An 18,950-nucleotide genomic window follows, 5' to 3' on the forward strand; every position below is an offset into this window, starting at 1 on the left:
GCGCCTCCTCAGGATGAGGCTAATCAGCGTCGGTGCCTTTATAATACTGCAACCACGCACTCCGTCCTCATCCTGAGGAGCCCGCTTAAAGCGGGCGTCTCGAAGGATGGCCGCAGGAATAGCTCTCAAATGCGATCACCCTGGAGTCTTGAGCGCGCATGGCAACCTTGCTGATCGTCGCGCCGGTGTTCGCGCTGATCGCGGCCGGCTATGCCGCAGTCATGTTTCGCTTCGTCTCGGAGGGCGCGCACAAGGGCATCTCGGAATTCGCCTTCAGCATTGCGATCCCTGCGCTTCTGTTCCGCACCATCGTCGTCTCGGAATTCCCCGATGTCAGCCCCTACCGGATGTGGGGCGCCTATTACGGCGCGCTGGCGCTGACCTGGATCGCGGCGATGGCGGTCTCGGCGCTGCTGCGAACCCCGCGCGGCAGCCGCGAGGACGGCGTCGTGTTCGCGATCGGCTCGGTCTACGGCAACATCGTGATGCTCGGCATCCCCCTCGTGCTCTCCGCGCTGGGAAACGAGGCGGCAGGCCCGATGGCGCTGATCTTGTCGGTGAACACGCCGCTGCTCTGGCTCTGCGGCATCCTGCAGATGGAGCTGGTCAACCAGAAGCGCACCGGCTCGCCGCTCACGGTGATCCGCCCCGTGCTCGCCGACCTCGCGCGCAACCCGCTGATGCTGGCGATCGGCTTCGGCGTGATCTGGCGCCTTACCGGACTTGGCCTCACCCCCGTCGTCGACCGCACCATCGAGCTGCTGGCGCAAGCGGGCTCGCCGACGGCGCTGATCGCGCTCGGCATCAACCTGTTCCGCTTCGAGGTGAAGGGCGAGAAGCTGAGCATCCTCGTGATGTGCGCGCTCAAGCTCGCGGCCATGCCGGCAGCCGCGTTCGTGCTGGCCAGACTGCTCGACCTGCCGCCGGTGGCGGCCGGCGTCATCGTGCTGTTTGCGGCGATGCCGACCGGCGCGAACGCCTACATCTTCGCGGTGCAGTATCAGCGGCTGGTCAACCCGGTGTCGGGTGCGGTGGCGCTAGGGACGCTGCTGGCGGCGATCACGTTGCCCGTGGTGGTGTGGATGGTGGCGGGAGGGAAGTAGGCGGCCCGTCGATTGCAGACACCGCTATGCAACAGCCTGGCCGGCGCGCCAGGCCATCTCCCAGAAGTCTGCCTCCAGGCGGGTGGCTTCCTTGAAGATCGCAATCAGCTCGGCCTCGCGGGCCGGCGTGGCGTAGCGACCGGCGAGATGCTCCATATGCGCCTGCGCCCTGGCGGCGACCTCCTGGTATGGCGCGCCGGCATATTCGTCGATCCAGACGCGATAGGCGTTCGTCGCGGCATCCGCGGCGAGCCGCGTTGCGATCTCCGCGTATCCGATCACGCAAGGCGCAAGCGCCACCTTGAGCGCCAGCAGATCGCCGCGCATTCCCGCATCTAACACGTAGCGCGTATAGGCCAGCATCTCGGCCGCCGGAGGAGCTTGTTCAAGGTCGTCCGGGGACAGGCCCCAATCGGCACAAAGCTTCACATGCAGGTTCATCTCGACATCGAGGATGGCCGACAGGCCGGTCGCGGCTTCACGCATGTCGGCAAGCCTCGGCGACTTGTAGACCGCGAGCGCGTAGGCGCGCGCAAACTCGATGAGGAAAAGATAGTCCTGAACGAGGTAGTGACGAAACGCAGCTTCGGGGAGCGAGCCGTCCGCCAATCCGTTCGTGAAGGGATGCTCCGTATAGGCCCGCCACTCACTGGCCGCGGCTGCCTTGAGACGCTCGAAAAAACTCACGATCTTGTCCGCCTGCTTGCTTGTCCATCACACGTCATCGGCTCGCTACCGATAGCGCATTGCCAACGGAGGAGCTACGGGCGGCGGACAAAGCTGGCTTTGGGAATCGGCGGATTGGCCGCTTCGAGCGCACCGATCGTTTGGCATCAACCTGCCCCGCTTCACGCTGAAAGCCCGGCAACGGTCAAAGGCTGTCAACCCGGTGTCAAGCGTAATGGCGCCGGGGACGATGCTGGCGGCGGTGTCGTTTGCCGGTAATGGTCTGGGTGGCGGTGAGGTGTCGACCAGCGACGCTGCACGGCCTCCCCGCGCCCAATTGCCGATCAGCGCAGGCCGAAGAACGAGAGCACCGCAGCAATCACGACGATCAACCCGATGATATAGATGATACCGTTCATAGCTCAGCTCCTCAGCGTTGTCAGTCCTGCCGCAGCTACAAACACCCGGGGTCGTGAAAGGTTCGCCGCCGACATCCCGCGGTTTTCCGCCGGGAGCCGGGAACGAAAACCGACCATCCTGTTCGCCGGGCGGGAGCCGCGCGATCATTTTGCCTTTGCACGCAAAGGTCGCTAGTCTCTCCTGATACGTTCAGGGAGGGTAACATGGCACAACGCGAAGAGATGCTCGCACTGGTCCGGCGCGCCTATGCCGCACGCGACAACGATGACGCCGAGGGTCTGGTCGCCGCTTTTCATCCGAGGGGTCAGTTCGCCCTGATGGGCGACAAGGCCGCACTCGAATTGACTGGAAGCGTGGAGGGACACGCAAGCCTGCGTGGTGCCTTCAGCAAATTCATTGAAGACTTCGGCTTCGAAGGCCGCGAGATCCTGGCCGAGCTGGTTGATGGAGACAGGATCGCCATCCATTCCCGTGTCGATGTTCGGTATCGTCCGACCGGAAAGGTTTTCAGCACCGAGATCCTGGACCTGTTCAAGTTTCAGGACGGCAAGATCGTCGAGTTGATCGAGTTTGCGGATACGGCGCAGGTGAAGATGATGATTGCGTGAGGACGCGACGGTAGAATTTCATACACCGTCACCGTGATCCCGTCCGTATCCCAAACAGCCGCTCGTCGTGAGGGTAGCGCCCGACATGCGACACGCGGATGCGCGCCGCATTCACGTGTCTCGGATTGATGAGATAATTTTGCGCAAACGGCACGATGACAGACGGCACCGACACCACAGCGGTGCGTTTCTCGTCAAACCATGGCCTCAACATATCACGTGTCACCCTGGGATCGCCGGCCCAATTCGGCGACATTTTTTCGAAGTCGCTCAAGCTTACCTTTTCGACAGCGAGGTTATCAGGCACGTCAATACAAAGCAGCTGATAGCTGGTCGGCAAGTCCTCCACATCGATCTCCAGATGCACCATCACTTCGAGCAGCGCCGAAGCCGGATGATCCGCGGCGTAGACCACGTGCCGGCCGCGATCATGCCACCGGCCGTCGGTCTTCAGACCGCCAATGCCGGAAAGATCGTCAAAGTTGGAGATGCGCCAGATCCTCACGCCGAATCCTCAAGCGAGGATGCCGTGATCGATCCGATGCAACATCTCCTCGACCACGCGCGCGCCCGCCTCCGTCGCGAGGTATGCGAGCGGCGTCTCCCCGCCCAGCGCCTTCTTCGACTTGCGCAGCCAGCGGTGCGCCTTCGCGGCATCGCCGAACACCTTTGCAGCGAGCCGGTCGACCCGGGCCAGTCTCACCGCCTTGTCGGTCTCCTCGACCGTCAGCGGCTCGCCATCCGACAGCCGCCGCGCCAGCGTGCGTTTCGGCACGACGAGGGCATGGATTTCGTCGTCGCTGTAATTCGAGAGGCGCTTGAGCGCAGCGGGTTCGATGCGAAACAGACTGTTGCCGTCGATCACGACATCGAACAGCTCGACCGAGGCCTGCGCTTCATCCGCCGTCCTGCCGACCCCGAGCGACGGCGCATCGGTGACGGTGGAGAGCCCCGTGACCGCATCGAAATGCCCCCGCACGACAACCGCGCCAGGGTGCGGTTGATAAGTCTGGTCCGGCTCGGCGGCGGACAGGAACTCAGCCGCAGCCGACTTGCGGGGTTTGTCTAAAGGAGATTTGCGAGACGCACTCAACGACTGTTTCTGGTCAGGCCGCTGAGTAAGGGCCGACGCTGCAATGGCCTTGATCTGCTTGGTGCTCAACGAGTCGTGGACGCGGCCGCCACCCGAAGAGGCTCGAGCAATACCTTTGCCACTACGCTGGTTCTTACCCATGAGATTACATCCGGCGACCGTTATGCCAAATGCCCAGCTGACTTGGCCAGTTGGCATCTAAGCACATGCACGGATGTATTCAAGTATGTTCGCACTCGGGTTCACCGCCGCAATGCTGCCAGGCGGACGCTAAGCCGCGTCAAAGGACGTGCCGGCCCCGGCGAACCCTAAGGCAAGACTCTTCACAGCCATCAGCCGCGTAGCATGGGTTGAGCCCTTGCGAACCCATCTAGCCAATTTTGTTGGTAACATCACATCGCGCAGCCTACCGTCGTGACTTCGGCCGCGCGGATGCTGCTTATTCATCGCCGCGCCTACGAGGACCGGTTGCGAAGGAAATATGGGTTTCGCGAGCGGCTCAACCCATCCTACGAGCTTCAAGATGATCTGGCGATGTTTATCGATCGTGCAACAGCTGGAACGATCAGTCCGTCTTGAAAAGGCGGATCGCATAGGCAGCTACGGCGACAAAGCCGCCCTTCGGCGCGACGGCCATTACAGCACCACCCTCAGGCGAAACTTTGGTAACTCCCGTTACGATCAGTTGGTTGTCGTCGATGCGCCCGCCCCAGATCAACCCTTCTTCGGTGCTACTAAAGAAACTCACGGCCGGTGCGCCAGTCTTTCCTGGAACGGAAATCAGGTCCACGTCGAAATTAAAGGTCTGCGACCGGCCTGGATCGATTGCCAAGTTTTCGGCATCGACCAGTTTCGGACTGCCGGCACTCAGGTCGAACAGCCAGATGTTCTTGTCGGCTGCTCCGACTGCACAGTTTGCAACGGCTAATATTTCTCCTGCAAGCGAAAGCGCGTTGATACCGCGTTGTGCGCTGGCATTGTAGCGATGTCGGAACAACAACTTGCCATCTGGAACACTGATCGCGACCAGGTCACCGTCCTCGGAGCCGCTAATCACACGATCCCCCCGCCAAGCAGCCAAGCCGCGGATGTTACGCAAATCCCATGGATTAGCCGGCTTATCGGGCGAACTCACATCGACCGTGTTAGTAAGCCGATATTGTCCGTCGGACTCCCGGCGCCATATCAGCACGCGCCCGCTCTCGTGACCTGAAACAAAGTATTCGGCCCCATTCGCTGTCAGAGCCAAGCCACTGTTAGCAGTACCGACCGCCAGATCATAGCCGGGATTGGCCGCGAGTTCGAACGGAGCGCCGGCGCCCTTGCGCCTCCAGAGTGCCAAACGGCTTGGACCGTCGGACGTGAAGAAACTCGAATCGTCAGTTGATGCAAGCATTTCGATCCCACGTCCAGAGGGAGTTGACATCGCCTGCAGGATTGCTGGACCGTACTCGTTCTGCACCGGAGTTCTGAACACCGAGATCGTCCCATCCCAACGTCCCACTGCAAAGACGCCATCACCGATCCAGCCGAGGACCTGCGCGAGGTTGATCGTCACACCGGCCGGCTTGATGCTCTGGGCCGGACGCTCATAAGCGGAAACAGGATTGGCCGACACGATACCCGCGGCGACAACGGCCGCCACTACCGTTCGTCTCATCAGCCAAATGAAATTCAGGTTCTTGGCAGAAACTTGCATATGGCCTCCGTCATTCGATGAGGGCATAAGAAAGCCATGACTGGCTGCAACCAATAGCACGGCGCTTGGTAGCGAGGCCGTAGCTATTTGATTTTTGGGGGGACGGCGGGCGCAGCTAAGGGTTGGTTGTAATGGTACAGTTGGGTGGGCTCGAACCACCGACCTCCTGTTCCACAGACACCGCACGGGCTCCGCCGATGCTACGCAACTCCCGCCTTTTGTACGAAAATCATAGTCTTATCAATTAGTAAGATCGCCGCCCCCCGCCTTACGTGCGCTGCAATTTGCGCTATGGTGGTAGCTACGTGGTAGCTACAGAGGCGATCGATGGCTGTTTCGAGTATCACGATCCGCGCAGTGCAAGCACTCAAGCCAGGCGAGACAATTTGGGACGCAGACCACCGCGAGGCGGTGCGGGGCTTTGGCGTTCGCCGCCAACGCGACCGGGCGACCTACGTTCTCAAATATCGAGTGTTCGGTCGGCAGCGCTTCGTCACCATCGGTGCTCACGGCGCCCCTTGGACGCCGGAGCTCGCACGCAAGGAGGCCAAGCGGCTTCTGGGCGTGGTTGCCAATGGCAAAGACCCGGCGGACGAGAAAGCCAAGGCGCGCCTACAGGCGGCCGACACCCTCCGAACCATTGCGGATCAATATCTGCGGACCGCCAAACAAAGGCTGAAGCCCAGGACCTATTCGGAAATAGAACGCTACCTGTTGGTCAGTTGGAAACCCCTGCATTCGGTCTCGGTCTTCCAGATCACTCGCCGCCATATCTCGGCTCGTATCGCTGACTTCGCATCAGTTCATGGAGCGGTCTCAGCAGCCCGCGCCCGTACAGCCCTGTCCTCAATGTTCAACTGGGCAATACGCGAGGGCCTTGAGATCGCTGCGAACCCGGTTCTCGGCACTAACCGACCGGCGCAGCCGGGAAGCCGCGAACGGGTCCTAACGGAGACGGAGCTATCAGCCATCTGGCACGCCTGTGAAGATGACGACTACGGACGCATCGTGCGTTTGTTGCTGCTCACAGCCCAACGCCGTGATGAAGTGGGCAGTATGCAATGGGCCGAACTTGACACCAGTTCGGGGCTATGGACGCTGCCAGGCACCCGGACCAAGAACCATCGCGAGCATTTGCTGCCATTGGTTCCCGCCGCCCTGGCCCTACTCCCACCCCGCCGAGATGGTCGAGACTTCCTCTTTGGTGACGGACCCCGACGCAGCGGTGACCCGCATCGCGGGTTTTCAGGCTGGTCAAAGTCGAAGTCGGCGCTTGATGCGCGCATTGCGGAAGCCCTGGGTGAATCCCTACCCCATTGGACCGTTCATGATCTTCGCAGATCGGCGTCCACTGTGATGGCCGACCGGCTTGGCGTGCTGCCACACATCGTGGAGGCGATCCTAAACCACGTCAGCGGCCACCGGGCTGGCGTAGCTGGTGTCTATAACCGCGCGCGGTACGCGGCCGAGATGCGCGAGGCGCTCGAACGTTGGGCAGAACACGTCGCGGCCTTACCAGCCCAAAAGCCGGGGTGTGCTGGCGCCGGCTCTCATCCTGATTTCTTCCACGAGGCAGCCTGGGTCCATTCCTAGTTCAAGCTAGCCCGCGAGGGGTCGAGGCTTCTAGTCGAGAGAGGCGCTCGCCCCCCGCCCAGTTCAAATCCGGACACCTCGGCGGCGAGTACGCTGCCTTGGTCCGAGAACCGGTTTTGGTACGTTACGCAACACATGACTTACCTACCGCTAAGTGATGATTTATGAGAATCATAAATCACAAAAAATCAAGCAAAATCAATAAATTAACGAACAAATGCAACCCGGATCTATACCGGTTCTATATAAGCGATGTCGAATAGATCGTCGTTGCACCGATCGCGATCGTGATAACCCCTACAGACCCCTGAAGACCGCGATTGGCCCAGGTCAGCCAACGCGCTGACGCCACGAGCGGCACCGCGATCACGGCTGACAACGCACCCATGCCCAGCATCGAACCTAATCCGAACAACAAAACGTAGAGAACGCCATACACTGGATCCGCGACCTGTGTAACTGCGAGCACTAGAAGCGCAGCCGACCCCGCCATTCCGTGCATCAGGCCCACGAGCAAGGATTTCCACCGAAAGCCGTGATAGTGCGCATGACTACTGCGCCGATGGGCAATGTTGTCCCCAGCATGGCCGTGGAGATGGAGGTGCTCGGAGCCGTCGTCGTGCCGATGCTGATGGAAGTGCACTCGGTCGCGCCACAATCGCCATAGCACGTGCGAGCCAAGCCCAACCAGCATGATGCCGACCGCCGTTTCCAACGGCCGCGAAAGATGTTCGGGAATCGCCTGGCCGAATAGGATCGCCGCACCGGCAAACACGAAAAGCGTGACCGTATGACCGAGCCCCCAAGTCAGGCCGTGCCTGACGATATCGCCGACGTTAGTCCGTCGCGCAGCAATGCTGGATACCGCCGCTATATGATCGGCTTCAAGAGCGTGCTGCATTCCGAGCAGAAAGCCCAACCCCACGATCCCAAACATGCTTTCCCCGGTTTCATTTACCGTCACCAAATCTCAAGCAAAAGCAGATTCGCGGGCTTTGGCGGCTTCATTTCGGAGCCAGGCATACCAGCCGGCCAGCCCCTCGCCGCTCCGCGCCGAGACCTGCAGGACGCCGATATTCGGATTGACCTCGCGCGCATTTGCAACGGCCCGCGCGACGTCGAAATCGACGTGCGGCAGCAAATCGGTCTTGTTGAGGATCATGATTTCCGCGGCGCGAAACATGTGCGGATATTTCAGCGGCTTGTCTTCCCCCTCAGTCACCGAGAGGATGACCACTTTGGCGCGCTCGCCGAGATCGAACATCGCCGGACAGACGAGGTTGCCGACATTCTCGATCATGACGACGGAGCCGGCAGCCGGCTTTAGTTCTGCAAGACCGCGCGCCACCATGTCGGCTTCGAGGTGGCATCCCGTGCCGGTGTTGACCTGTACCGCGGGCGCACCCGCCGCTCGGATACGCTCGCCGTCATTGGCCGTCGCCTGGTCACCCTCGACCACATAGAGTTTCAGTTCGCCCTTCAGGTCGCGAATGGTGCGCTCCAGCAGCGTGGTCTTGCCGGAGCCCGGCGAGCTGACGAGGTTGAGCGCCAGAATGTCTCGCCCAGCGAACCAGGCCCGGTTTTTGGCCGCCAGGGCATCGTTCTTGGCCAGGATGCGCGTTTCCAGCTCGATCACGGCGTCCGTCGTGCGCGGCCCGTGATCGTGGCCATGGCTGTGATCATGATGCCCGTCATCGTGGGCATGGCTGTGCCTGGTACCGTCGGCATGGACATGGTCATGTTCGTGGGTATGACCATGCTGGTGATCATGGCCGTGATCGTGCTCGTGGCAGTGATCGGTACCGTCGGCATGGACATGGTCATGCGAATGATGGTGCGCGGGATCGTGGCCGTGGTCGTGCGCACCGTCATCATGACCATGTCCGTGGCGATGGCGCGTTCCATCGGCGTGAACGTGCTCATGCTCGTGCGAATGGCCGTGATGATGGTCATGGCCGTGGTCATGACCGTGATTGTGACGGGTGCCGTCGGCGTGGACGTGATCATGGTCGTGGGAATGGCCGCCCATCGTCGTTTCCTTTCCGGTCTGGAGATTGAGAATGGTGGCGCCGGTTTTGTCTCCGCACCCGCAATGTCCGCACATCAGGCGACCTCCGTTTCGAGTTCCATGTTCTTGATGTTCAATTCCTCTCCCTGCAGCCGCTTGAACTGCCGCGAACCGCAGCCGCATGGCGTAAACAGGGTGTCGGCGACGAACTCGGTGCCGCATGCGTCGCAGCGAGCGCGCCCGACGATCGGCCTGATCTCCAGAGTCGCACCGTCGAGCGCCGTCCCCCGCGCGACCGTGTCGAAGCAGAAGGCGATGGCGTCCGGCATCACGCCGGACAGGTTTCCGACCTCGAGCGTGACGCGGCGGACCCTGCGCCCTTTTGCGGCATCGCCGACGATTGCGACAATATTCCTGACAATGCCGAGCTCATGCATAACAACGCCCTCAACAGATCCGGGGCAGCTGTTCGCCGACCAGCATGTCGACGATCCGCCGCCCGCCAAACACCGTGCGCATGGTCACGCGCCCGGCCTCGCCCTGATTGACGCGCCCGATGATGCCGGCGCCCCCGCCCAGCGGATGGGAACGCATTGCGCCAAGCGCCGCCTCGGCTTGCTCGGGCGGCACGATCACGACGATCTTACCTTCATTCGCCAGATAAAGCGGATCGAGCCCAAGGATCTCACAAAACGCCTTGACCTCCTCGCGGATCGGCGTGGCCCCCTCGTCGATCTCGATCGCGATCTGCGATGCATCTGCAATCTCGTTGAGTACTGTCGCAAGACCGCCGCGAGTGGCGTCGCGGATGAACCGCACCCCGGGCGCCGCCGCCAGCAGCGTTTCGATCAGCCCGTGAAGACAAGCGCAGTCGCTTTCAATCAGGGTGTCGAGCGCCATATCGCCCCGCGCGCACAGGATCGCCGCGCCGTGATCACCGAGCAGGCCATTGACAAGTACCAGGTCGCCAGGTCGCGCGGCGTCGACACCGAGCGTGCTTCCGTTGCGGATCACGCCAATGCCGGTCGTGGTAATGAACAACTTGTCGCAAGCGCCCCGCTGCACCACCTTGGTGTCGCCGGTGACAATCCGGACTCCTGCATCTCCAGCGGTTTTCGCCATCGAGCGGGCAATCCGCCGCAGCATATCGACGCTCATGCCCTCTTCGACAATCACGGCACAGGACAGATAGAGCGGGATCGCGCCGCCGACCGCAAGGTCGTTGACGGTACCGCATACCGCGAGTTCACCGATGTCACCTCCGGGGAAGAACAGCGGATCGACCACAAAGGAATCCGTAGTGAACGCCAGCCGGTCGCCATGGCGTGCCAGTTCGGCCAGATCGAAGCGCGCCTGGTCTTCCAGCGGCGCCAACACATGATTATCGAACGCGGCAACGAACACGTCGTCGATCAGGTCTTTCATCGCTTTGCCGCCGCCGCCATGAGCAAGCGTCACGGTGCCGACACTGACCTTGCCGAGCCGCCTTGTACGGATAAAGGGCGCGACGTTCATACCGCCTCCTTGTAGCGCTTGACGCCGCCATATTGATAATAGGCCGCGCATGCGCCCTCTGACGACACCATGAGTGCGCCCAGTGGAGTTTCCGGTGTGCAGGCCGACCCGAAAACCTTGCATTGCCATGGCTTGATCACGCCTTTGAGAACTTCGCCGCACTGGCACGATTTCGGATCGGCGATTTTCAGGTTCGGAATTGCGAACTTCTGCTCGGCATCGAAATGCAAGTATTCATCACGCAGCCTGACGCCGGAATGGTCGATCGAACCGAGCCCGCGCCACTCAAAGAACTCACGTAGTTCGTAGACGCGCGATACGGCCTGCAGTGCGGGCGCATTGCCACCGTCTGGGACAATGCGCGCATACTGGTTCTCGATGTCAGCGCGCCCCTCCTTGATTTGCTTCAGCACCATCCAAATCGACTGCAGAATATCGAGCGGCTCGAAACCGGCGACCACCATCGGCTTTCTGTAAAAGTTCGCGATGAACTCGTAAGGCGCGGTGCCAATCACCATCGAGACATGCCCCGGACCCAGGAAGCCATCGAGCTGCAGCCCTGGGCTATCGAGGATCGCCTTGATGGTCGGCACAATCGTGATGTGATTGCAGAACACAGAAAAATTACGGATACCTTCGGCTTCCGCCTGGAGGATAGTGAGTGCCGTCGACGGCATCGTGGTTTCAAAGCCGAGTCCGAAGAACACCACCTCGCGATCTGGGTTCTTGCGCGCCAGCGCCAGCGCATCCATCGGCGAATACACCATCCGCACGTCCGCACCTTCAGCCTTGGCCTGCAACAGGCTCTTCTTTGAGCCGGGCACACGCATTGCGTCGCCGAAGGTCGTGAATATCACGTTCGGATTCTCGGCGATCGACACGCAGTCGTCGACCCGTCCCATCGGCAGCACGCAGACCGGACAGCCCGGTCCGTGGATCAGTTCGATTTCCTTCGGCAGCATGCCTTCGAGGCCGTAGCGGAATATTGAATGGGTGTGGCCGCCACAGACCTCCATGATGTATAGCGGGCGCTCCGCCGGAATCGTCATGGTCGCGACCAGCGCCTCGATCTCCTTGATCAGGACGCGCGCCTTGTCGCCGTCGCGAAATTCGTCGAGATATTTCATGCCGCAGCTCCCTTGGTCGTTGCCGATCCACGGTCATCGGCTAGCAGCGTGTGAACGAGATCCCACAGGATGTGATAGGCGGCGACGTGACATTCCTGGGTACGGTGGATCGACGAAGTCGGCACCACCAGACAGAAATCCACCACGCCCGACGACTTCATTTTACCGCCGTCGCCACCGGCCAGGCCGATGGTGACAATGTTCATTTCCCTGGCCTTGGTGAACGCCGACATCAGATTCGCCGAATTGCCGCTGGTGGAGATACCGATCAAGGCGTCCCCCGCCCTGCCTTGCGCCAACAACTGGCGCACGAACACATGGTCGAAGCCGAGATCGTTACCGACGGCGGAAATCATCGCGAGATCCGCCACCAGATTGGTAGCGGCCAGCGCCGGACGCCCCGCGGTGATCGGATGGACGAACTCCACCGCGACGTGGGACGCATCGCAGCTCGAACCGCCATTACCCATTGAGAACAGCCGGCCGCCGCGGCGATAGACCTCAGCGAGCGATTTGGCCGCGGCGACAAGGACCGCGGCGTTTTCGCCGAAAAAGCGCGTATTGGTCTCGCGGGAATCTCGGGCCTTCTCCTCGACGGAATGCAGCAGTGCGGCGTCGAGCCGCGCCGGGGCCTGCGGTTGGCCGTGCAGGAACGGATAGAGCGCCTTGAGGTCACCATCGTTGGACATGACACGAACCTCCCTATTCGGCCGCCGATAACCGCATCGCTTCGATCTCGGCCTGGGCTTCGCCGAGTTCGGTGAGAATTTGCAGTGTCAGCGCGGCCTCTTCCTCGTTGATCCGGCTCATGGCAAATCCGACATGCACCAGCACCCAGTCGCCGACGCAAGACTCCACCAAGTGCTCGTCATTGACGATGCAGGCGATGTTGATCAGCCGCTTGACGCCGCCGACATCGACGGTCGCAAGCTTCCTGGTAACGTCGTTGATCTCTACGATCCGTCCGGGAATGCCAAGACACATGACGCGTTTCCTTCCGACTGGTTTCTTATCTGTTGGCTATTGGAATCGATGAGATGCGCGGCGGCGATCGCCGCCTGACCGAGTGCCAGGCCGCCGTCATTGGCGGGCACCAGCGCGTGCGACAGCACCGTGTAATGATCGCTTTCGAGTCGGTGGCCGACCTCCTCGAACAGGATTCGGTTCTGGAAGCAGCCGCCGGACAACGCCACAGTGTCGAACCGCCGCGGGCCGGTTTCGTCCTCGCCGCTGGCCAACTTCTTCGTCATGGCGACGATCGATTTTGCCAACCCCTTGTGAAACCGCGCCGCCATGACAGGGGCCGGCGTCTTCAGGATGAGATCGCCGAGCACCGCGTGCCACATCGCCAGCGGCTCGATATAGGGTAGTCCGGAACCCCTGAGATTGGGGATGCTGAGGGGGTAGCCGAGCGTATCGTCCTCGTGCCGCAGCGTGTCCTCGTCGACGATGGCTTCCAGCCGCGCCGCCGCTTCGCCTTCATAACCCTGCCGTTCCCGGCAGACATCCAGCGCGGCCGCAACCGCATCGAACAGCCGCCCGCATGAGGTGGCTTGCGGCGCGTTGACGCGGTTCCTGATCATGGCGTCGAGCGTGGCGCGCGGCTTTCGTTCGAAATAGCCGTGCAGTTCCAGCTCCTCGAAATTCATCGCAAACGCCGGCCAGGCCATTTCAGCCATCAGATGGGCGTAGAGATTGCGCCACGGTTCGCGTGCCGCTTGCGCGCCGCCCGGCATCGCAACCGGCTTGAAGGTGCCGAGCCGCTGATAACGGCGATAGTCGGCAAGCAGGAACTCGCCGCCCCACAGCGAATCGTCGCCGCCCCATCCCAAGCCGTCGAGCACGATACCGAGAACCGGGGGGCCGTCCAGTGGATGACCGTTCTCGGCGAGACACGAGGCAACGTGGGCGTGATGGTGCTGGACCTCCAGCAAGGGGATCGTATCGGCGGCGGCGCGCGCGCGCGCCAGTTTCGACGACAGATATTCCGGGTGCAGATCAGCGACCAGCGCGACCGGATTGTGATCGAACAGCTTTTGATACAGCGCGAGGTTCTTGCGGTAATCGTCGAAGGTCCTGAGCTCCTCGAGGTCGCCCTGATGCTGCGACAGGATCGCCGCACCATCCTTGACGAGGCAAAACGTCGATTTCAATTCGCCGCCCATCGCCAGAAGTTCCGGCGCGGTCTCGAATCCCCCAGGCAACCGGATGGAGCCGGGCGCATAACCCCGGGCGCGTCGCATCACGCGCGGGCGTCCCATCACGACACGCGCCACGGAATCATCGATCCGGTTGGCGATCTCGCGGTTGTGCATCAGCGCATAGGTCGCGATGCCGCCGAGCCTCTCGCCCGCCTCTGAATCGTCGATCACCTGTGGTTCGTCGGACAGATTGCCACTCGTCATCACCACCGGCCGGCTCATCCGCCGCAGCATGATCTGATGCATCGGCGTGGTCGGTAGCATGAAGCCCAGCGTCCTAAGACCCGGCGCGATCGCATCCGGCAGCTTCTCGCCGCCATCGGCGCGCAGCAGCACGATCGGCGCAGACGGACCGGTCAGCAACGCCACCTCCTCTGGGCAGACGCTGCAATAACGCCCGATCACATCCAGGTCGCGCGCCATCAGTGCGAACGGCTTGGCGTCGCGCTTCTTCAGATGCCGTAGCCGGGCAACCACTTCGGCCTTGCTGGCATCGCACGCCAGCTGATAGCCACCGATTCCCTTGATGGCGACAATCTCGCCGTTCTTCATAAGTCCGCAGGCGGCATCGACATCGTCCATCATCGAAAACTGATCGAAGCTGAACGGAAGACGATCGAAGCGGATCAGCTTCGCTTTGGGACCGCAGACGTGACAGGCAATGGCTTCGGCGTGAAAGCGACGGTCGGCCGGATCGTCGTATTCCGCGCGGCATATCGGGCACATCGCGAACGGCGCCATCTCGGTATTGGCGCGATCATAGGGAATGCCCGTAACGATGCTCAGCCGCGGCCCGCAATGGGTGCAATTAGTGAAGGGATAACGGTATCGCCGCTCGAACGGACTGGCGATTTCCTCCGCGCAGGCCCCGCAGATCGCGGCATCCGGCGCAACCTGCGTATGCGCAGCGCCACCAAGGCTATCGACAATCGCAAACTCGGCCGGCAGATCGCCGAAATAGGGGTGCGACGCCATGGCATCAATGCGGGCGAGCGGTGGCGGCTCGCGCTCAATGCGACTGGTCAACTCGGATATGGCGGCTACGTTGCCGAAGACACGGATCAGAACACCGTTGGAATCGTTGAGCACCTCGCCAGCCAGGCCGAGCTCACGCGCGTAGCGCCAGACCGTCGGCCGGAAGCCGACCCCTTGCACGCGACCGCGCACCCGGATTTCGACCGAGACCCGCTCGTCCAGTTCGACGATGTTGCTGCGACGGCTCACGACGCGGCCTCCCAGAGCAGAACTCGGTTATTGCCGGCATCGGCAATCGCAAGCAGCTTGCCAGACGCCGCGGCGCTGTAGGGCCAGCACACGCTATCGCGGCTGGCGGCACGCCAACGGTTGTCGCCTTTGTCGGAAAACAGCGGCTGCCCGGCAAGCGCGATCGCGGGCGAATCCATTCCAAGGCCGTCGAGCTCGAAGCCGAGCAGCCGGGAATTGGCGGTGTCTGCCACGACGAGCATACCGCCTTGAACGGTCAGCCCGTAGGGCATGTTGAGCGCACTCGAGTTCGGATAATAGGAGGCGCGGTTATGATCGAGCCCGATGAAATCGGTCTGCCCGAGCACGAAGTCGCAAGCGCGGCCGGTCGATTGCGGAAAATTCCGCCACGCCATGATGCGGTTGTTCCCGGCGTCGGACACGAACAACATGCCGCGCGCCACTGCGATGCCATGAGGCCATCGCATTCCCAATGCGCCACCGGCCTGCCCCGCATTGTCGTCTCGGGTGACGAAATCGCGCTGGCCGAGAACCACATCGGCCGGCGTGCCGTTCGCGTGCGGAATCGTATTCCAGATCAGCACACGGCGATTGCCGGTGTCGGCGACAACGAGCTTGCCGTCGGCGACGGCGACGCCATAGCTCCAGTTCAAAGTGTCCGCGGTGGGCAGGCTTGCTCCGCGGTTGGCGATCCCGCCGGTGAAATCAGCCTGACCGAGTACGACGTCGGCAGGTTGGTTGGACGTCTCGGGATAGCTGTGCCAGATCAGCACGCGGTGATTCCAGGCATCGGCCACCGCGAGAATGCCGTCGCAAGCCGCGACACCGGTCGGCATGTTGAGCGTAGCGGCGCCAACCTCGCCCTTGGCGTTGCGGCCTTCGCGCGAAAAATCCGGCTGGCCGATCACGATGTCGGCCCCCACCTGATCGTCCAATGGAGGCTTGCGCCAGATCATCAGCCGGTGATGCCCGGTGTCGCAAACAAACAGCGGGCCACGCTCGCTTGCAAGGCAGGCGCCGCGCGGGCCGAACAACGTATCCGCGCCGGGTACGATCGATCGGGCCAGCCCGTTCGCGAGCGCCTCGCCGCCAAGCACCACGCGCGCGCCTGCGGCAGACAGCAGCGGCAGCGCCACATGGTTGTCGCCGGCCCGGGGTAGAGCCTTTTGCAACCGTCTGGCGGCAAACGAGACCTGCATGGCTATTTCGACATCCTGACTTCGACGCGCTGGCCGACGACGCGCACGGCATGCGACTGCAACTGAACTTCCGGCGCAGTGAGGCATTCCCCGCTGGAGAGATCGTACCTGAAGCCGTGATGCGGGCAGGTGATAATGCCATTCTCGATATCGCCGTCATGGATCGGGAAACCAAGATGCGCGCAAGCGTTCTGGAAACAGGTAACGGTGGCGCCATTACGCGACAGCAGAACCTTTTCGCCGCCCAGCTCCATTGAGCGGATCGACCCTTCGGGTATTTCTGACAGCAAGCCAGCAGCGAGCCAATTACCTTTTGCACCGAGCGCGAACGGACTAACGAAGCGGACGCCGCTATCTTCTGAGCCGGCGAGACCCTTGACCTGCACGATGTTGGTAATCTCGGGACATGCCTCCTGAACCGCCTTTTTCACGCCGGCGTGGAAAGTCAGTGCTGAAGCCGGACAGCCATCGCAGGCCCCAATAAACCGAACTTCGACGGCGGGCGGCTTCACCTTGACGAGTTCGACGTTTCCACCGTGCGAAGCCAACATGGGGCGAATGCTTTCAAGTGCAACTTCAACGCGCTCATTCAAGCTCGGCTTGACGATGTCGTGCCGCCGCAGGACGGCATAGACCACTTCGTCTGCAATAGCGCTCTTCATGGCGGCGAATGCCGCAGGATCCGTTTTCAAGGACCGGACCAGACGACGCAAGGCCTCGGCATTAAGGGCCTCAATCGAGAGCTTGTAGGCTCCAACGGCGGCCCGGTGTGTCTCCTCCCATGTCGCGAATAAGGCCTCCAGCCGCTCAATATCACCGACGAAGCCGGCAAGATCGTCACGCGTGGTCGATACCATATCCTGATCGTGAGCGTTCATTTTGTTCTCACTTGCACGATCCGCATGCCTCATCGATAGCGGAGATTCCGAAACAAATACGGCTGCAATCCGCCTCCTAGCAGCGCGGCCACGAGCGCCGCTATCCACAGCGGCGCGCCCACCTTCGCGATTGCGATCAGTAACAATGCCGTAACGGCAATACCGATCAGAATCTTCTGAAAGGCCTTGCCTGGTTCCGCGAATAACTTGCCGCGAAAAAACAAAACGATTGAATTTTGAGCCATAGCGAACATGAGATTTTCCTCAACCAGTGACCGTAAGGACGAAGAGTCCGATGACGACGCCGGCGACGCCGGCGAGCGGACCGTAAAATCCTCCCAACATTGCGGCGAGTTCATTTCCCAGTACCTTGCCGCCGACGGCAATGCCACCGACGGCTCCGCCCACAATCGACGCAACCGCGCCGAACACAAAGGAAATGGCCAGCATTTCGGGGGAATAGGGTAGATTCATCGCTCAACAAACTCCTCTTTACTTGGTTCGGGATCGCATGGATTGGCGGCCATCATGGCCGTTGGTCGGTGGTAAAGCTAACATCTCGCGCTCGATCTGGTTGAATGCTTCCGCAACGAGACGCGCCTTTTCAGGTTCGCTGTGCGCCACGAATATCTCGCGCGCTTCGGCGTAATAGGCGCGCGCCTGCGCGAGATTGATCCGATTTCCGCTCTCCGGATCCGCGGGATCATCGGGCAAATTCCATAAGCAATTTGCCTTATTCGAGATGGTGTTCGCGTATTCCAGCGGGGTCGTCTGCCGTGTACGTACTTTCAAGGCTTCGTCGTAGGCCTCGATCGCGCGAATGTTGTTCTCAAGAGTGTGACTCGATGAAACGTATTGCAGCGCATTGCCGAGATTGTTCTGCAACATCGCGTATTCGGTCGGGTTGTCGATCAGCGTGACAACCTTGAGACCTTCCTCGAAAGCCTGCACCGCAAGCGCTTCGCGCATCTTTCCACGCTCGTCGGTCATCGGTATTGAAAGAAATGCAGTCGCAAGATTATTCTGCAGGATCACGAATTCATGCGGATACTTGGCCCGGGTGAAAGTTCGAAGGGCACGCTGGTAGGCCGAAATCGCGTCGGTGATACGCGCCCGCCCAACGCCAGCCAGATTTTGCAGCGCAAGGCCAAGGTTCATTTCGGCCTCAGCTAGTTCTTCCGGTTTTCCAAAATCGATCAACGTCGGGATGGCTTGCTCGAACGTCGCGCGCGCTTGCTCAAGCGACGCCGTTCCCTCTTCGGGAATGGCCTGCAGCGCAGTGCCTTTGCGCGCCAGGATTCGCGCCGCCAGAAGCTGCATCTCTTCCGGACAGATTGAAAGCGCCTTGTCATAGAGCGTAACCGAGGCGCGCAATTGATCGGGTGATTTGGGTTGCTGCTGCAGACCCATCGCGATTTCCATGAGCATTTCAGCGCGCTCGGAAGGACTCGCGTCCGCATCCTCTGCAGCCGCGAGTGCTGCACGCACTTCATCTCCGACAAGACTTGTATTCACTCGTTTCCCCCAATCGCGCCTTTTCGGCTGCATGTTTTTATTTCGCGATCCATGCTAACCGGAACGAGTCGCAAATGTCTAGTTGTTTTTCTAATTGCAAA

Annotated in this window: 20 protein-coding genes; 3 read left to right on the forward strand and 17 right to left on the reverse strand. The window is 61.2% G+C overall.

Features of this window, described 5'->3' with window-relative positions; translation table 11 throughout:
* Nucleotides 1–158: 158 nt before the first annotated feature.
* Nucleotides 159–1,103 carry an AEC family transporter gene (locus AC3WLX_RS29935; protein WP_492338691.1) on the forward strand — a complete coding sequence of 315 codons (945 nt, stop codon included), beginning with the start codon at nucleotides 159–161 and terminating at the stop codon, nucleotides 1,101–1,103.
* 24 nt (nucleotides 1,104–1,127) lie between these two features.
* Here AC3WLX_RS29935 and tenA read toward each other — a convergent pair whose 3' ends face one another.
* Nucleotides 1,128–1,790, reverse strand: a complete 663-nt coding sequence (gene tenA / locus AC3WLX_RS29940; RefSeq protein WP_492338692.1) for a thiaminase II — start codon at nucleotides 1,788–1,790, stop codon at nucleotides 1,128–1,130.
* Nucleotides 1,791–2,392: 602 nt separating this feature from the next.
* Here tenA and AC3WLX_RS29945 point away from each other — a divergent pair.
* Nucleotides 2,393–2,797, forward strand: coding sequence for a nuclear transport factor 2 family protein (locus tag AC3WLX_RS29945; protein WP_492338693.1), 405 nt, complete (start codon nucleotides 2,393–2,395; stop codon nucleotides 2,795–2,797).
* A gap of 28 nt (nucleotides 2,798–2,825) precedes the next feature.
* Here the strand turns inward: AC3WLX_RS29945 and AC3WLX_RS29950 are convergent, their stop codons facing one another.
* The 3 genes from AC3WLX_RS29950 to AC3WLX_RS29960 all read right to left on the reverse strand — a co-directional run bounded on the left by AC3WLX_RS29950 (nucleotide 2,826) and on the right by AC3WLX_RS29960 (nucleotide 5,589).
* Nucleotides 2,826–3,302, reverse strand: a complete 477-nt coding sequence (locus AC3WLX_RS29950; RefSeq protein ID WP_492338694.1) for an RES family NAD+ phosphorylase — start codon at nucleotides 3,300–3,302, stop codon at nucleotides 2,826–2,828.
* Nucleotides 3,303–3,311: 9 nt separating this feature from the next.
* Nucleotides 3,312–4,031, reverse strand: coding sequence for an Xre family toxin-antitoxin system antitoxin (locus tag AC3WLX_RS29955; protein ID WP_492338695.1), 720 nt, complete (start codon nucleotides 4,029–4,031; stop codon nucleotides 3,312–3,314).
* A gap of 424 nt (nucleotides 4,032–4,455) precedes the next feature.
* Nucleotides 4,456–5,589 carry a WD40 repeat domain-containing protein gene (locus tag AC3WLX_RS29960; protein WP_492338696.1) on the reverse strand — a complete coding sequence of 378 codons (1,134 nt, stop codon included), beginning with the start codon at nucleotides 5,587–5,589 and terminating at the stop codon, nucleotides 4,456–4,458.
* Between the two features lie 327 nt (nucleotides 5,590–5,916).
* Between AC3WLX_RS29960 and AC3WLX_RS29965 the strand changes: the two genes are divergently transcribed.
* Nucleotides 5,917–7,182, forward strand: a complete 1,266-nt coding sequence (locus AC3WLX_RS29965; RefSeq protein ID WP_245325474.1) for a tyrosine-type recombinase/integrase — start codon at nucleotides 5,917–5,919, stop codon at nucleotides 7,180–7,182.
* 241 nt (nucleotides 7,183–7,423) lie between these two features.
* Here AC3WLX_RS29965 and AC3WLX_RS29970 read toward each other — a convergent pair whose 3' ends face one another.
* The 13 genes from AC3WLX_RS29970 to AC3WLX_RS30030 are packed head-to-tail and all read right to left on the reverse strand — an operon-like array spanning nucleotide 7,424 to nucleotide 18,822.
* The gene (locus tag AC3WLX_RS29970) at nucleotides 7,424–8,119 is read right to left on the reverse strand and encodes a HoxN/HupN/NixA family nickel/cobalt transporter (protein ID WP_061027956.1); all 696 of its coding nucleotides are present in this window, start codon (nucleotides 8,117–8,119) and stop codon (nucleotides 7,424–7,426) included.
* Nucleotides 8,120–8,152: 33 nt separating this feature from the next.
* On the reverse strand, nucleotides 8,153–9,286 hold the full coding sequence (hypB, locus tag AC3WLX_RS29975) for a hydrogenase nickel incorporation protein HypB (protein WP_082770580.1): 1,134 nt from the start codon (nucleotides 9,284–9,286) through the stop codon (nucleotides 8,153–8,155).
* Nucleotides 9,286–9,627: a hydrogenase maturation nickel metallochaperone HypA/HybF gene (locus AC3WLX_RS29980; RefSeq protein WP_061027957.1), complete on the reverse strand. Its 342-nt coding sequence runs from the start codon at nucleotides 9,625–9,627 to the stop codon at nucleotides 9,286–9,288. Before AC3WLX_RS29980 ends, hypB begins: the two co-directional genes overlap by 1 nt.
* A gap of 10 nt (nucleotides 9,628–9,637) precedes the next feature.
* Complete coding sequence (gene hypE, locus AC3WLX_RS29985) at nucleotides 9,638–10,705, reverse strand: hydrogenase expression/formation protein HypE (RefSeq protein WP_061027958.1); 1,068 nt, start codon at nucleotides 10,703–10,705, stop codon at nucleotides 9,638–9,640.
* Nucleotides 10,702–11,832: a hydrogenase formation protein HypD gene (hypD, locus tag AC3WLX_RS29990; protein WP_061027959.1), complete on the reverse strand. Its 1,131-nt coding sequence runs from the start codon at nucleotides 11,830–11,832 to the stop codon at nucleotides 10,702–10,704. The genes hypE and hypD overlap by 4 nt, the downstream gene beginning before the upstream one ends.
* On the reverse strand, nucleotides 11,829–12,521 hold the full coding sequence (locus AC3WLX_RS29995) for a D-sedoheptulose-7-phosphate isomerase (RefSeq protein ID WP_061027960.1): 693 nt from the start codon (nucleotides 12,519–12,521) through the stop codon (nucleotides 11,829–11,831). Before AC3WLX_RS29995 ends, hypD begins: the two co-directional genes overlap by 4 nt.
* A gap of 13 nt (nucleotides 12,522–12,534) precedes the next feature.
* Nucleotides 12,535–12,816, reverse strand: a complete 282-nt coding sequence (locus AC3WLX_RS30000; protein ID WP_061027961.1) for a HypC/HybG/HupF family hydrogenase formation chaperone — start codon at nucleotides 12,814–12,816, stop codon at nucleotides 12,535–12,537.
* Nucleotides 12,786–15,257: a carbamoyltransferase HypF gene (gene hypF, locus AC3WLX_RS30005; protein ID WP_063817314.1), complete on the reverse strand. Its 2,472-nt coding sequence runs from the start codon at nucleotides 15,255–15,257 to the stop codon at nucleotides 12,786–12,788. Before hypF ends, AC3WLX_RS30000 begins: the two co-directional genes overlap by 31 nt.
* Entirely contained in the window at nucleotides 15,254–16,456 is a 1,203-nt protein-coding gene (locus AC3WLX_RS30010) for an NHL repeat-containing protein (protein WP_061027962.1), read from the reverse strand. The genes hypF and AC3WLX_RS30010 overlap by 4 nt, the downstream gene beginning before the upstream one ends.
* Before the next feature lie 2 nt (nucleotides 16,457–16,458).
* Nucleotides 16,459–17,334 (reverse strand): NifU family protein, encoded by an 876-nt coding sequence (locus tag AC3WLX_RS30015; protein ID WP_061028004.1) that lies wholly within the window; start codon nucleotides 17,332–17,334, stop codon nucleotides 16,459–16,461.
* Between the two features lie 29 nt (nucleotides 17,335–17,363).
* Complete coding sequence (locus AC3WLX_RS30020; protein WP_061027963.1) at nucleotides 17,364–17,588, reverse strand: hypothetical protein; 225 nt, start codon at nucleotides 17,586–17,588, stop codon at nucleotides 17,364–17,366.
* 10 nt (nucleotides 17,589–17,598) lie between these two features.
* On the reverse strand, nucleotides 17,599–17,808 hold the full coding sequence (locus AC3WLX_RS30025) for a hypothetical protein (RefSeq protein WP_061027964.1): 210 nt from the start codon (nucleotides 17,806–17,808) through the stop codon (nucleotides 17,599–17,601).
* 18 nt (nucleotides 17,809–17,826) lie between these two features.
* Complete coding sequence (locus AC3WLX_RS30030) at nucleotides 17,827–18,822, reverse strand: tetratricopeptide repeat protein (protein ID WP_245325475.1); 996 nt, start codon at nucleotides 18,820–18,822, stop codon at nucleotides 17,827–17,829.
* Nucleotides 18,823–18,950: the final 128 nt, after the last annotated feature.

This window comes from Bradyrhizobium sp. FW305-F6 (genome assembly GCF_058782905.1).

What these genes read in the sequence shown, in the direction of transcription:
- AC3WLX_RS29935 (WP_492338691.1), top strand. Translation starts at nt 159, where the DNA reads ATGGCAACCTTGCTGATCGTCGCGCCGGTGTTCGCGCTGATCGCGGCC.
- AC3WLX_RS29945 (WP_492338693.1), top strand. Translation starts at nt 2,393, where the DNA reads ATGGCACAACGCGAAGAGATGCTCGCACTGGTCCGGCGCGCCTATGCC.
- AC3WLX_RS29955 (WP_492338695.1), bottom strand. Translation starts at nt 4,031, where the DNA reads ATGGGTAAGAACCAGCGTAGTGGCAAAGGTATTGCTCGAGCCTCTTCG.
- AC3WLX_RS29960 (WP_492338696.1), bottom strand. Translation starts at nt 5,589, where the DNA reads ATGCAAGTTTCTGCCAAGAACCTGAATTTCATTTGGCTGATGAGACGA.
- AC3WLX_RS29965 (WP_245325474.1), top strand. Translation starts at nt 5,917, where the DNA reads ATGGCTGTTTCGAGTATCACGATCCGCGCAGTGCAAGCACTCAAGCCA.
- AC3WLX_RS29970 (WP_061027956.1), bottom strand. Translation starts at nt 8,119, where the DNA reads ATGTTTGGGATCGTGGGGTTGGGCTTTCTGCTCGGAATGCAGCACGCT.
- hypB (WP_082770580.1), bottom strand. Translation starts at nt 9,286, where the DNA reads ATGTGCGGACATTGCGGGTGCGGAGACAAAACCGGCGCCACCATTCTC.
- AC3WLX_RS29980 (WP_061027957.1), bottom strand. Translation starts at nt 9,627, where the DNA reads ATGCATGAGCTCGGCATTGTCAGGAATATTGTCGCAATCGTCGGCGAT.
- hypE (WP_061027958.1), bottom strand. Translation starts at nt 10,705, where the DNA reads ATGAACGTCGCGCCCTTTATCCGTACAAGGCGGCTCGGCAAGGTCAGT.
- hypD (WP_061027959.1), bottom strand. Translation starts at nt 11,832, where the DNA reads ATGAAATATCTCGACGAATTTCGCGACGGCGACAAGGCGCGCGTCCTG.
- AC3WLX_RS29995 (WP_061027960.1), bottom strand. Translation starts at nt 12,521, where the DNA reads ATGTCCAACGATGGTGACCTCAAGGCGCTCTATCCGTTCCTGCACGGC.
- AC3WLX_RS30000 (WP_061027961.1), bottom strand. Translation starts at nt 12,816, where the DNA reads ATGTGTCTTGGCATTCCCGGACGGATCGTAGAGATCAACGACGTTACC.
- AC3WLX_RS30010 (WP_061027962.1), bottom strand. Translation starts at nt 16,456, where the DNA reads ATGCAGGTCTCGTTTGCCGCCAGACGGTTGCAAAAGGCTCTACCCCGG.
- AC3WLX_RS30015 (WP_061028004.1), bottom strand. Translation starts at nt 17,334, where the DNA reads ATGAACGCTCACGATCAGGATATGGTATCGACCACGCGTGACGATCTT.
- AC3WLX_RS30020 (WP_061027963.1), bottom strand. Translation starts at nt 17,588, where the DNA reads ATGTTCGCTATGGCTCAAAATTCAATCGTTTTGTTTTTTCGCGGCAAG.
- AC3WLX_RS30025 (WP_061027964.1), bottom strand. Translation starts at nt 17,808, where the DNA reads ATGAATCTACCCTATTCCCCCGAAATGCTGGCCATTTCCTTTGTGTTC.